11 protein-coding genes are annotated in these 13,052 nt (G+C 67.7%); 7 read left to right on the top strand and 4 right to left on the bottom strand.

The window, feature by feature from the left end; translation table 11 throughout:
* Nucleotides 1–2 precede the first annotated feature (2 nt).
* From AC3WUM_RS06345 to AC3WUM_RS06330, 4 genes are all read left to right on the top strand, one after another.
* Nucleotides 3–1,016, top strand: coding sequence for an alpha-ketoacid dehydrogenase subunit beta (locus AC3WUM_RS06345; protein ID WP_492409356.1), 1,014 nt, complete (start codon nt 3–5; stop codon nt 1,014–1,016).
* Nucleotides 1,016–2,323, top strand: a complete 1,308-nt coding sequence (locus AC3WUM_RS06340; RefSeq protein WP_492409355.1) for a dihydrolipoamide acetyltransferase family protein — start codon at nt 1,016–1,018, stop codon at nt 2,321–2,323. The genes AC3WUM_RS06345 and AC3WUM_RS06340 overlap by 1 nt, the downstream gene beginning before the upstream one ends.
* A gap of 61 nt (nt 2,324–2,384) precedes the next feature.
* Nucleotides 2,385–2,984, top strand: coding sequence for a helix-turn-helix domain-containing protein (locus tag AC3WUM_RS06335; protein ID WP_492409558.1), 600 nt, complete (start codon nt 2,385–2,387; stop codon nt 2,982–2,984).
* Between the two features lies 1 nt (nt 2,985).
* Nucleotides 2,986–3,522 (top strand): GNAT family N-acetyltransferase, encoded by a 537-nt coding sequence (locus tag AC3WUM_RS06330; protein WP_492409354.1) that lies wholly within the window; start codon nt 2,986–2,988, stop codon nt 3,520–3,522.
* A gap of 96 nt (nt 3,523–3,618) precedes the next feature.
* On the opposite strand, the gene AC3WUM_RS06325 is transcribed toward AC3WUM_RS06330, so the two are convergent.
* Complete coding sequence (locus tag AC3WUM_RS06325; RefSeq protein ID WP_492409353.1) at nt 3,619–4,350, bottom strand: SDR family oxidoreductase; 732 nt, start codon at nt 4,348–4,350, stop codon at nt 3,619–3,621.
* 112 nt (nt 4,351–4,462) lie between these two features.
* Here AC3WUM_RS06325 and AC3WUM_RS06320 point away from each other — a divergent pair, with 112 nt between their 5' ends.
* Both AC3WUM_RS06320 and AC3WUM_RS06315 read left to right on the top strand, forming a co-directional pair.
* On the top strand, nt 4,463–5,380 hold the full coding sequence (locus AC3WUM_RS06320; protein WP_492409352.1) for a LysR family transcriptional regulator: 918 nt from the start codon (nt 4,463–4,465) through the stop codon (nt 5,378–5,380).
* An 11-nt stretch (nt 5,381–5,391) separates the two neighbouring features.
* Nucleotides 5,392–5,778, top strand: a complete 387-nt coding sequence (locus AC3WUM_RS06315; protein ID WP_492409351.1) for a DUF488 domain-containing protein — start codon at nt 5,392–5,394, stop codon at nt 5,776–5,778.
* 19 nt (nt 5,779–5,797) lie between these two features.
* On the opposite strand, the gene AC3WUM_RS06310 is transcribed toward AC3WUM_RS06315, so the two are convergent.
* The 3 genes from AC3WUM_RS06310 to AC3WUM_RS06300 form a co-directional block, all read right to left on the bottom strand.
* Nucleotides 5,798–6,910 carry a hypothetical protein gene (locus AC3WUM_RS06310; RefSeq protein WP_492409350.1) on the bottom strand — a complete coding sequence of 371 codons (1,113 nt, stop codon included), beginning with the start codon at nt 6,908–6,910 and terminating at the stop codon, nt 5,798–5,800.
* A 151-nt stretch (nt 6,911–7,061) separates the two neighbouring features.
* A complete protein-coding gene (gene pdeM, locus AC3WUM_RS06305; RefSeq protein ID WP_492409349.1) occupies nt 7,062–7,709 on the bottom strand; it encodes a ligase-associated DNA damage response endonuclease PdeM in 648 nt (215 codons plus the stop codon).
* Nucleotides 7,706–10,156: a ligase-associated DNA damage response DEXH box helicase gene (locus tag AC3WUM_RS06300; protein ID WP_492409348.1), complete on the bottom strand. Its 2,451-nt coding sequence runs from the start codon at nt 10,154–10,156 to the stop codon at nt 7,706–7,708. The genes pdeM and AC3WUM_RS06300 overlap by 4 nt, the downstream gene beginning before the upstream one ends.
* 63 nt (nt 10,157–10,219) lie before the next feature.
* Between AC3WUM_RS06300 and AC3WUM_RS06295 the strand changes: the two genes are divergently transcribed.
* Complete coding sequence (locus AC3WUM_RS06295) at nt 10,220–13,045, top strand: hybrid sensor histidine kinase/response regulator (protein ID WP_492409347.1); 2,826 nt, start codon at nt 10,220–10,222, stop codon at nt 13,043–13,045.
* The last annotated feature ends 7 nt before the right edge of the window (nt 13,046–13,052 follow it).

The raw sequence follows: 13,052 nt of genomic DNA, 5'->3' as shown, positions 1-13,052 counted from the left end.
TCATGAGCCGCATGAACATGATCCAGGCGATCAACTCGGCGCTCGATACGATGATGGGCCGCGACGAGAAGGTGGTGATCTTCGGCGAAGACGTCGGCTATTTCGGTGGCGTGTTCCGCTGCACCTCGGGCCTGCAGAAGAAATACGGCAAGCGTCGCTGCTTCGACGCGCCGATCGCCGAAGGCGGCATTCTCGGAACCGCGGTCGGCATGGGCGTCTACGGCCTGCGGCCGGTCGTCGAGATTCAATTTGCGGATTACATCTACCCGGCGTTCGACCAGCTCGTCTCCGAGGCCGCGCGTCTGCGTTATCGCTCGGCGGGCGGCTTCACGGCGCCGCTGACCGTGCGCACGCCCTGTGGCGGCGGCATCTTCGGCGGGCAGACGCACAGCCAGTCGCCCGAGGCGATCTTCACGCACGTCTGCGGGCTCAAGACGGTGATGCCGAGCAATCCCTACGACGCCAAGGGCCTGCTGATCGCCGCGATCGAGGACGATGATCCGGTGGTGTTCTTCGAACCCAAGCGCATCTACAACGGGCCTTTCGACGGCCATCACGACAAGCCGCTGACGCCGTGGAGCAAGCACGAACTCGGCGAGGTGCCTGACGATTACTACCGTATCGAACTCGGCAAGGCCAAGACCGTGCGCGCGGGCGATGCGCTGACCGTGCTGGCCTACGGCACGATGGTCCACGTCGCGCTCGCCGCCGTCGAGGAGAGTGGAATCGATGTGGAGGTGATCGATCTGCGCAGCCTGCTGCCGCTCGATCTCGATGCGATCGTCGCGTCCGTGAGCAAGACCGGCCGCTGCGTCGTCGTGCACGAAGCCACGCGTACCTGCGGCTTCGGCGCGGAGCTCGTTTCGCTGATCCAGGAGAACTGCTTCTATTACCTCAAGTCGCCGATCGCGCGCGTCACCGGTTGGGACACGCCGTACCCGCATGCCTTCGAGTGGGATTACTTCCCGGGACCCAAGCGCGTCGCCAAGGCGCTGCGCAAGGCGATGGAGGACTGATGGCCACGTTCCAGTTCAAGCTGCCCGATATCGGCGAGGGCATCGCCGAATCCGAAGTCGCGGCCTGGCATGTCGCCGAGGGTGATCAGATCGAAGAGGACCAGCGACTCGTCGACATGCTGACCGACAAGGCCGCGGTGGAGATTCCTTCGCCGGTCGCGGGCAAAGTCGTGAAGCTGCATGCGGCGGTCGGAGACAAGGTGGCGGTCGGTGGCTTGCTCGTGACGATCGAGATGAGCGCGCATCGCATCGACACCGATACGGCTTCTCTCCCCTCTCCCTCAGTGAGAGGGGCCGGGGGTGAGGAATCTCCAGCGCCGCGCTCGACTGCGAGTCCCTCACCCGGCGCTGCGCGCCACCCTTTCCCGGAGGGAGAGGGCAAGGCTTCGCGCCCGCAGGGAGAGCGCAAAGCGCCCGCGACTGACGGCGGCTACTACGAAGCGCGCCCGGCCGCCGCGCCTTCGGTCCGCCTGCGCGCCCGCGAAATGGGTCTCGATCTGCATCGCATCCGTGGCAGCGGGCCCTCGGGACGCATCCTGCTCGAAGATCTGCAGGCTCAGGCTTCCGCGCCAGTCGCGAAGTCCACTGCACGCACGACCGACGAGCCCGATCGCATCGAGCAGATCAAGGTCATCGGCCTGCGTCGCAAGATCGCCGAGGCGATGGAGCGCTCGTCTCGGCGCATTCCGCATTTCGCCTACGTCGAGGAAGTGGACGTCACAGAGCTCGAAGCGCTGCGCCAGCATCTGAACGAACAGCACGGCAAGACGCGCGGCAAGCTCACGCTGCTGCCGTTCTTGATGCGCGCGCTCGCGCGGACGTTGCCCGAATTTCCGCAGATCAACGCGACCTACGACGACGAAGCCGGCATCGTCTCGCGCCATTCGGCCGTGCACGTCGGCATCGCCACGCAGACGCCGAACGGGCTCGTCGTGCCGGTCGTGCATGCAGCTCAGCGTCACGACCTGTGGCAGGCCGCGAAGGAAGTCGCGCGCGTGTCCGAAGCGGCGCGCAGCGGCAAGGCCACGCGGCAGGAACTGTCGGGCTCGACGATCACGATCACGAGCCTCGGTAAGCTCGGCGGCATCGTCACGACGCCGGTCATCAATGCGCCCGAAGTCGCCATCGTCGGCGTCAATGCGATGGTCGAACGGCCCGTCGTGCGCAACGGCCAGATCGTCGTGCGCTCGATGATGAACCTGTCGTCCTCGTTCGATCACCGCATCGTCGACGGCTTCGATGCGGCTTCGTTCATCCAGCGCATCAAGGCGCTGCTCGAACATCCGGCGACGCTGTTCATCGACTGAAGCGCGCGGCGCAAGAGCCGAGCTTGACGTGAAATCCAGTTTGGTGGAAATTGATTCCACCATGAAGGACGAATCCGCCGCCGCGAGCGACATCAACTCGCGCATCGCCACCCGCGTGCGCGCCCTGCGAGCCCAGCGCGGGCTCACGCTCGAGGCGCTCGCGACGCGCAGCGAGGTGAGTCGCTCGATGCTGTCGCTTGTCGAGCGCGGCGAAAGCAGCCCGACGGCCGTGGTGCTCGAGAAGATCGCGGCCGGCCTCGGCGTCATGCTCGCCGCCTTGTTCGACGACGATCCGGCCACCGAAGCGAGCCCGGTGTCGAAAGCGGCCGAGCGCCGCCGCTGGCGCGATCCGCAATCGGGCTACCTGCGCTGCAACATCTCGCCGCCTGGATATCCGTCGCCGATTCGCATCGTGGACGTGAAGTTTCCGGCCGGCGCGAGCGTGGCCTACGAAACCGCGCACGATGGCGTGCACCAGCAGATCTGGGTGCAGCAGGGGCGCATCGAGGTCACGCTCGGGACGCGCACGCACACGCTCGAAGAAGGCGACTGCCTCGCGATGGCGCTCGACGAGCCCGTGCGATTCCACAACCGCACGCGCAAGCCGGCGCACTACATCGTCGTGATCGCGGGCGAACTGCCGTTCAATGCGAGGAAATGAGATGAGCGCGATCCGCATCCGCAGCCTGTCGCGCATCGGCGAGCAGGAACTGCGCGGCCTGTGCGAGGTGCTCGTCGACTGCGTCGAAGGTGGCGCCTCGGTGAGTTTCATGTGGCCGATGACGCAGGCCAAGGCGCGGGCGTTCTGGAGCGGCACGGCGCAGGCCCTGGAACGCGGCGAGCGGCTCGTCTTCGTCGCAGAGGATGCGAGCGGCGACATCGTCGGAACCGCGCAGATCGTGCTCGGCCTGCCCGAGAACCAGCCGCATCGGGCCGATCTCGCGAAGATGCTCGTGCATCGCAAGGCGCGTCGTCAGGGCGTCGGCGAGGCGCTGCTGATCGCGGCCGAGCAGGGCGCGCTCGCGGCCGGCAAGCGCCTGCTCGTGCTCGACACCGCGAGCGACGCCGCCGAGCGCCTGTACGTGCGCCAGGGCTGGCAGCGTTGCGGGCGCATTCCGGATTTCGCGCTGCTGCCCGACGGCGCTTACTGCGACACCGTTGTCTACTACAAGAATCTTGCCGTCAGCTGCGCCGCATAGGCCTGCGTCTCGAGACGGAAAAATTCGGTGATGCCGTTCCATGGAAGAGAGCAGCGGCAGATTGTGGCCTGCCGTCGCCCGCTTGCGATGCTGCGATCACAGCGTGCTCATGCCGCCGTCGGCGATGATCTCGGCGCCGACGATGAAGCCCGATTCGGGCGAGGCCAGATGGAGCACCGTCGCGGCGATCTCCTCTACCTTGCCGAAGCGGCCTAGCGGAATCTGGCTCTGGACCTGCGCGTTGCCCTCGCTGCCAAATTGCGCATGTAGCGGAGTCCAGACCGGGCCGGGGCTGACGACGTTGACCCGAATGCCGCGCGGAAGCAGTTCGGCCGACAGCGTCTTGGCGAGCGAGATCAGCGCTGCCTTGCTCGCCGCGTAGACCGACGAGCCGGGCATGCCAATGTGCGCGTTGATCGAACCGTTGAGCACGATGGACGCACCCGAGTTCAGCAGCGGAGCAAGGGCCTGTATCTGGAAGAAGGCGCCCTTGACGTTGGCATCGAAGCTCGTGTCCCACTGAGCCTCTGTGATGTCGGCGAGCGCGCCGAACTTGGCCGCTCCGGCGTTGATGAACACCGCATCGAGCATGATGCCGCGGCGCGTGAGCTGTTCGGCGAGCACTCGTGCATCGGCGATGCGTCCGCTGTCGTTCTGCAGGCCGATCGCGCGTTCGCCGAGCTGCTTCTGCACGCGGTCGAGCGTGCCGGCGTCACGGCCCGTGAAGACGACGCGAGCACCCGCATCGATGAATGCCTGCGCGCTGCCGAGACCGATGCCGCTGGTGCCGCCGGTGACGAGAACCGATTTGTTGTCGAAACGTGCCATGGTGATGCTCCTGGGAAAATGGCCGGTCGGCGATGACCGTGAGGCCATCTTGGCGATCCCGTGGGCGTCTGCCGTATTACAATTTCGACGAAAACGTGCGAAGGAGTCGAACATGTTGTCGGCCGATGAACTGGCCCTGCTCGAAGCGATTCGCGAAACCGGCAGCCTGTCGCGCGCAGCCGCACGGCTGGCCAAGGCTCCCTCGACGATTTCGCACGCCGCCCGTCAGCTCGAAGCGCGCTTCGATGCGCTGCTATTCGATCGCCGCCGCTATCGCCTGCAACTCACGCCGGCGGGTCAGTTGCTGGCGATCGAAGCGGCGCGCCTGCAGCAGGATGTTTCTCGCCTTACGCGTCGCGTGAAGCAGGTCGCTGGTGGTTGGGAAGACCGGCTTTGGATCGTCAGCGACGAGATCGTCGAATTCGATCTGCTGCTGCCGTCGATCCGCCGTTTCGACGCGCTGAATTCGGGCGTCACGCTGCGGCTCACGCACGAAGTGCTTGGCGGTACTTGGGAGGCCCTGCGCGATGGGCGTGCCGATCTGGTCATCGGAGCGACCAACGAGCCGCCGGTGATTCCGACGCTGCGCTGGTTCGAACTCGGCGTCATGGATTGGGTGTTCGCGGTTTCGCCGCGGCATGCACTCGCCAGCGCCAGGGAGCCGCTCGAACGCGAAGCGATCGCAGTGCATCGCTCGGTGGTGGTTGCCGACTCTTCGCGGCACACCGACGGGCGCCGCTATGGGGTGCTCGGTGGCCAGGCCACGCTTGCGGTACCGGGCATGCGCGAGAAAATCCTGGCCCAGCGCGATGGATTGGGCGTGGGCTGGCTGCCACGGGCGCGCGTCGCCTCGCTGCTGAAGCGTGGCGAGCTGATCGAGAAAGCCGTCGCCGATCCGCGTGAGCCGAACGTGCTCTACGTCGCTTGGCGCGGAGACCACCAGGGCCGAGCACTCGACTGGTGGCTCGATCAGCTCAAGCAGAAGCGGTTGGCGAACCTGCTCGTGCGGGGCATCGACCGTTTCGTATAGAGAGAGTGAGTATGGCGATTCGAATCGTGAGATTGGGTAGCGAGAGGACGGCAGGCGAAGGCCTGCGCATCGGCACCGTCCGGCGTCCACCGCGCGGCGTGCCGAAATCCGAGTTCGCGTCGCAGAACTGGTACGACGTCTGGTATCCGAATCTCGCGCCGAGCGCGGAGCTCATGCAGGCCGGACGCGCCGCGAATACGCAGGCCGAGTGGGATCGCTTCGCCAAGGCCTATCGCGCCGAAATGGCGACGCCCGACAACAGCCGCTCGCTCGATCTGCTCGCGGCCTTGTCGCATGGCGCGGATTTCTCGGTGGGCTGCTATTGCGAGGACGAGTCGCGCTGTCACCGTTCGCTATTGCGGGACTTGCTGAGCGCTCGCGGTGCCGACCTCGTCTGAGGCCTTTGCTACCGTGCCATCAGCGCCGCAGGCTCCACTCGAAGCGAACCGCCAGCGGGTCGTGATCGGAAAGCGGCTCGCCGTCTTCGCGCGTGAATCGCTCGCGCTCGAAGTGATGGCTGCTGGTCCGCAGTTCGACGTCTTCGCTGCTGCGGTAGCTGAAGCGGTCGTGCACCGAGTAGCCCGCTTGCGCCAAAGCCTCTTCGCCGCAAGCGGTGGCGACGCAGGCGTCGGTGAGGCCGGTGCGCTGCAGGAAACGCGTCCAGATGTCGCCGTCCAGCGCCTGCCGACGCGCGTCGCGCGTGCCGTCGTAGCGCAGGTTGGTATCGCCGCCGACGATCAGCGCATGTCCCGCCGAGCGGCTCAGGATGAAATCGGCCAGTTGCTCGAAGTTGTCGGCTCGGGCGGCGGCATCACGATCATGCCCACCGGCGTCGGCGTGCAGGTTGTAGACGTCGATGGCGACGCCCGGTGCCGGCTCGAAGCGGGCGAACATGAAGCCCTTCTGTGCCGCGCAGTCGGTGGCGCCGTCGTCGATGAGTCCTTGCGGGCCGGTCAGGCCCAGCGCGGTGGCGATCTCCTGCAGGCCTGGCAGGCCCAGCAGTTCGGTCAGCGGCACCGTCAGCAGCGAGCCGTGGCAGGCATTCCAGAGCACGCGCTCGATGGCAGCGTAGGGCAGGCGAGACAGCCAGTTCAGGCCGTCGGCGAATATCGTCGGGCCCAGCACGCCATCGATGCCGCGCCGCAGCTCGGTGCCGAAGGGATGCGGTTCGGGTTCGGTGCGGTAGGCATGGTCGGCATCGGCGACGATCAGGTGGTGATAGCCGAGCACCGGTGGCAGCGCATCGACGGGCAGGCCCATCGCCTGCAGCTGCCGCACGCTGTCTCCCCAGCTCTCCTGCACGAGCACCAGATCGTAGGCATTGAGCAGCGGACTGATCAGCGGCGAATTGGTTTGCGGCTCCGAGCCCGAGATCAGCTCCGGCAAGCCGGCCACGTTGTAGCTCAGCGCGGTGAAGCTGCCGCTGCGCGCGGATGTCGTCGTCGAGCCGTCATCATCGGCATGGCAGCCCGACAGCGTCGCAATGCAGGCAAGCGCTACTGCCGTCGCTGCGCGGGCTGATCCTTTCATGGGCCCTTTCGTGACTTCCTTCATGGCGTATCCCTGTCGCGGCACACCGCGCTGCCGATGGTGGTGTTGCTGCGATTAAGGCGCGCGCCGGCGGGGCGCACAAGCCGATAGGGCGGATTTACCGCTGCGTGGCTGCGGAGCCTTGGCCGGCTCAGCGCAGCGTGACCAGCCCTTCGGCGGCCGCGGCGACCAGCCGATCACCGGCGCGGGGCTGCACTTCCCAGCCGCCCGTGAAGAGGCCGAACGACGGCAGCACGGTCAGTGATTCGCGCAGCCAGAACACCGGCAGGCGCAGGCGCTCGCGGCGCGTCTGCAGCTTGATCACCGGATGCACGTGACCACCGAGCGCATGGCCGAGCGAGGAAGGTGTGGCCTCGTGCATGAGCGCGAACGGTGCCTCGACCTGCGGCGCGCCGAGCCAGTTCAGTCGCCACTGGTGTGGAACACCGCTGCGCTCGTCGTGATTGCCTTGCACCACGTCGAGACGCAGCGCGGCGTGCTGCCGACGAAACGCCTCGAACTGCGCATGCCAATGCTCGCTTTCATCGAGCCGCGCATGAAACAGATCGCCGAGCACGAGCAGGCGCCGGGCCGCATGCCGCTCGATCAGCGCCGACAGTCGCTGCAAGTCATGCAAGGTCGAGCCCGTGGGCACCGCGATGCCCGATCGGCGGAACACGCTGCCCTTGCCGAGATGCACGTCGGCGACGATTACGGTTTTTTCACGCGGCCAGTACACGGCGCGCTCGCTGTCGAGCAGCACGTCTTCGCCCGCGATGCGCCAGTTCAGTGTCTTCATGCACGCACTTTGCGGCGTTTCGGTGGCGCGGATTCGTGCGCTGCGGTTTCGATCTGTTCGAGCATGCGCGCGATGCGCTGCTGCAGCGCTTCGCTCGAAATCTGGTGGCTGTTGAGCCGGTCGGCCCACAACGGAAACCCGAGCGGGGTGAAGCGCTCGACGTCGACGATGTCGAACTCCGAATCGCGCAGGCGAGCGAGCGTTTCGGCGAGCCGGCGGTAGTCGAGCTGCTGTTCGAGCGCCTCGGCGAGCGCCTGTCGCGTGAGCAGGTTGCCCTCGTCGTAGCGCTGCAGCACGTCGTAGATGAGCCCGCTCGACACCTGCACCTGCTTCACGCTCTTGCCGGCGCCCGGATAGCCTTCGAACACCAGGCCGGCGATGCGCGCGATCTCGCGAAAGCGCCGGCGCGCCATCTCCGAAGCATTGAGGCTCGCGGGCAGCTCGCGATCGAGATCGTCCGGCGACAGCAGCGCATGCAGGCCGCCGGCATCGAGATCCGGCAGCTCGCGCGACACCAGTTCGAAGCCGTAGTCGTTGACCGAGAAGCTGCAGGTGAGCGGCGCGCGCCGTGAGAGCCGCCAGGCGAGCAGCGCCGAAAGCCCTTCGTGCACATGGCGTCCGGCCATTGGGTAGACAAACCAGTGCTGGCCTTCGCGTGAGCACGCGCGTTCGATCAGCAGGCGCTCCGGCGCGGGCAGGCGCGACCAGCGCTGCTGCACGCCGAGCAGCGGCGCGAGCGCCTGCAGCTCCGCTGTGGGCGGCTGCTCGCCGAGCGCTCCGGCGAGCACTTCGGTCAGCGTCTCGGCGAGCTCGGACGACAGCGGCATGCGGCCACCCATCCAGCGCGGGATCATCTGCGTGCCGGCCTCGGCGCGCACGTACGCCGTCATGTCGCGCACGCGGATCAGGCTCAGCCGACGCCCCGCGAACGTGAAGCCGTCGCCGGGCTTGAGCCTCGCGACGAAGCTCTCTTCGACGCTGCCGAGCGAGGGCCCGCGCAGATAGCGCACGCGCACCATGTTGTCGGAGACGATGGTGCCGACCGCGAGCCGATGGCGTTTGGCGAGCGTGGCGTCGTCGACGTGCAGCAGGCCGTCGCGCTCGACCACCTTGCGATATTGCGGATACGCCGCGAGCGCCGGGCCGCCGCGCATGACGAAGTCGAGCACCCAGCGCCATTCGGCATCGGACAGCTGCTCGTAGGCGTGCGTGCCCGCGATCTGCGTGCGGATTTCGTCGGCGCTCACGCGAGCCGTGAGCGCGAGCGTGACGACGTGCTGGGCGAGCACGTCGAGGCTGTTGCGCAGCGGCCGCCGCGCTTCGATGTGTCCGCGCTGCGCGGCCAGGCGCGCGGCCGCGAATTCGGCGAGTTCGAGCGCCTGCGTCGGCACGCAGACGATACGGCTCGCCGCGCCGGGCTGGTGTCCGCTGCGGCCCGCGCGCTGCAGCAGCCGCGCCACGCCCTTGGGACCGCCGACCTGCAGCACCTGTTCGACCGGCCCGAAGTCGACGCCCAGATCGAGGCTCGATGTGGCGACCACCGCACGCAGGCTGCCCTCGCGCAGGCCCTGCTCGACTTCGCGGCGCAGCGCGGTGTCGAGCGAGCCGTGATGCAGGGCCATCGGCCAATCGGGACGCGCTTCTTGCAGCGCTGTGAACCAGCGTTCGGCCTGCGAGCGCGTGTTGGTGAACACCAGCGAAGTGCCCGCGCGCTCGAGTTCGGCGACCACCTGCGGCAGCTGCGGCAAACCGAGGTGCCCGGCCCAGGCCATGCGCTCGACTTTCGGCGGAATCACCGTGTCGATGCGCACGGTCTTGCGTTGCTCGCCCGCGATCAGTCGCGCCGTGCCTTGCGGGCCGACGAGCACGCGCGCCGCCTCGTCGAGATTGCCGAGCGTCGCCGACAGCCCCCAGACGCGCAGCGTCGGCGCGAGCGCGCGCAGCCGCGACAGGCACAGCTCGGTCTGCACGCCGCGCTTGGTTCCGAGCAGCTCGTGCCATTCGTCGACGACCACTGTGGTCAGCCCGGCGAACTGCGGAATCAGGTCGGCGTACGAGAGCAGCAGCGACAGCGATTCGGGCGTGATCACGAGCGCCTGCGGCAGCCGCTTGCGCTGGCGCGCGCGTGCCGCGCTGCCGGTGTCGCCGGTGCGCAGTTCCACGCTCCAGCCGCTACCGAGTTCCTGCGCCGTGCGCTGCAGGCCCGCCGTGGTGTCCGCGGCCAGCGCGCGCATCGGCGTGATCCAGAGCAGGCGCAGAGGCTCGTGCCCGCCCTCGGCCTGCAGCAGCGCGCCGATCCAGGCGGCCAGCGTCTTGCCGCTGCCGGTCGACGAATGGATCAGCCCCGATGCGCCGCCCGCGATCGCGGCCCAGGCCGAGCGCTGGAAATCGGCGATACGCCAGCCACGGCTGCTGAACCAGGACTCGACGGCGGCCAGATCGATCATGCGCGAGAGCCTAAGGCGATCCAACCGACGGCATAATGAAGGCCCTTCGCAGACCCCTTCCTCATGGCCATCGCTCAGGCGAGCAAGCCGCACGCAGAGATGGCGCGCCAGATCCAGGCCTACGACTGGAGCCGCAGCGGTCTCGGTCCGATGGACGGCTGGCCCACCTCGATGCGCACCGTGGTCGAACTGAGCCTGCGCTCGCCGGCCGCGATGATGACCTGGTGGGGCCCCGAGGCGATCATGATGTACAACGACGCCTACATCCCGATCGCGGGTGCCCGGCACGGGCGGCTGCTCGGCGTTTCGGTGTTCGAGGGCTGGCCCGAAGTGGCCGAGCTCAATCGCGGGATTCTCGCCAACGTGCAGGCCGGGAAAGCCCACTCGCTGCGCAACGAGCATCTGGTGCTCTATCGCAACGGCGTCGCCGAGGACGTCTGGCTCAACGTCGACTACAGCCCGGTCGAGGACGAGCGCGGCGGTGTGATCGGCGTGCTCTGCATCGTCACCGAAACCTCGGCCTCGCAGCTCGCCGAGCGCCGGCTCGCGGCGAGCGAGGCGCGGCTGCGCAACATGCTCGACGAGCAGCGCCGCACGAGCGAGCAGCTCATCGAGGCGCAGCGCCAGCAGGCCGCGATTCTCGACGGCATCGGCGACATCTTCTACGCGCTCGACCAGGATTTGCGCTTCACGTTCTTCAACACCGCGGCCGAGCGCTTCACACGGCGCTCGCGCAGCGAAGTGCTTGGCCGCAAGCTCACCGAGGCGATGCCCGAGACCGCTGGCAGCATGATCGAATCGCTGTTCAAGCGCGTGCTGCAGACGCGGCGCCCCAAGCGGCTCGAAATGGGCTCGCTGACGCGCCCCGGACGCTGGCTCGATCTGCGCGTGTTCCCGACCGAGGAAGGCATCGGCGTCGCCGTGATCGATCTGACCGATCAGCGCGCGGCCGAAATGGCCCTGCGTGAATCCGAATCGCGCTTCCGGCTCGTGGTCGAAACGCTGCCGCAACTCGTCTGGACCTGCCTGCCCGACGGCCGCTGCGACTATCTGAGCCGGCAGTGGCTCGAATACACCGGCGTGCCGGTCGAGGAGCAGCTCGGCACGCGCTGGATCGAGCTCGTGCATCCGGACGATCGCGAGCAGGCCGCGAGGCATCGCGCCGGGGCACTCGCCGGAGAGCACGACTACGACATCGACTACCGCATCCGCCGCTACGACGGCGAATACCGCTGGTTCAAGACGCGCGGCCTGCCGGTGCTCGGCAGCGACGGCCGCGTCGCGCACTGGTTCGGTACCTCGACCGACATCCAGGACATCGTCGCCGCGCGCGAGCTGCAGGCGAGCCTGCAGCAGCAGCTCGAAGCGCAAGTGGCGCTGCGCACGCGCGAACGCGATCGCCTGTGGAACGTGACGCAGGATCTGGCCCTGGTCGCCGACAACCAGGGCCGCTTCCTGGAGGTCAACCCGGCCTGGAAGCAGGTGCTCGGCTACGACGACGAGGAATTGCTCGGCAAGACCTCGGAGTGGCTCGAGCACCCGGACGATCGCGAGAAAACCCAGCATGCGCGCGTGGAAACCGGCGGCGGGCGGGCACTGTCTCTGCTCGAGATCCGCTTCAGGAGCAAGGACGGCCAGTACCGCTGGCTCGCGTGGTCGGCCGTGCTCGACGGCGACCAGATCTACGCCACCGCGCGCGACATCACCTCGCAGAAGCTTGCCGAAACCCGGCTGCTCGATGCGCAGGCGCAGCTGCGCCAGGCGCAGAAGATGGAAGCCATCGGCCTGCTCACGGGTGGCATCGCGCACGACTTCAACAACCTGCTCGCGAGCATCCTCGCTTCGCTGCAGCTGGCCGAACGCGCGCGCGCGGACGAGGTTCGCCGCTATCTCGAAACCGCGATGAACTCGGTGCATCGCGCGGCCTCGCTGACGCAGCGCCTGCTCGCGTTCGGCCGTCGTCAGGCGCTCGACATCAGTGCGATCGATGTCAACGCGCTGGTCCGCTCGATGCAGGAGCTGATCGAGCGCACGCTCGGTTCGTCGATCGCCGTGAGCACCGAGCTGGCGAGCGACAGCGGCCGCGCGCTCGCCGATCACAACCAGCTCGAGAGCGCGCTGCTCAATCTCGTCATCAACGCGCGCGACGCGATGCCCGAAGGCGGGCGGCTGCGCATTCGCACGCAGCGCCTGGTCGCCGATGCGGACTATTGCGCGCGCAACGCCGGGCTCGCGCCCGGCGAGTACCTGGCGCTGAGCGTGCAGGACAGCGGCAGCGGCGTCGCGGCCGACATCGTCGACAAGATCTTCGATCCGTTCTTCACCACCAAGCCGCTCGGGCAGGGCACCGGGCTCGGGCTTTCGATGATCTACGGCTTCGTCAAGCAGCTCGGCGGCCATGTGCAGATCGACACCGAAGTCGGTCGCGGCACCACGGTCTGCCTGCTGTTGCCGGGTACCCAGTCGCCTGCGGTGCAGCGGCTGGAGCCGCTCGGTTCGCTGGCGGCGCATGCGCAGCAGGCCGAGGCCGCCGAAACCATCCTGCTGGTCGAGGACAATCCCGATCTGCGCGATCTGGCGGCGAAGATTCTTGGCGAACTCGGCTATCGCGTGCTGGAGGCCGAAGACGGCGAGGACGCGCTGCAGATGCTTGATCGCGAGACGGTCGACCTGCTCGCCACCGACGTCGGCCTGCCGGGCTTGAACGGCCGCCAGATCGCCGAAATCGCGCGGCAGAAGCAGCCCGCGCTGAAGGTGCTGTTCATCACCGGCTACGCGGAGAGCGCGGCGCGCGAAGCAGGGTTTTCGGAAGCTGGCATGGCGATGATCAGCAAGCCCTTCAGCATCGACGGGCTGGCCGCGAAAGTGCGGCAGGTGCTGTCGGCGTAAGGCGCTT

The sequence above is a fragment of the Hydrocarboniphaga sp. FW305-C-57 genome (assembly GCF_058783045.1).
This window is presented reverse-complemented; position numbering and strand designations above follow the sequence as displayed.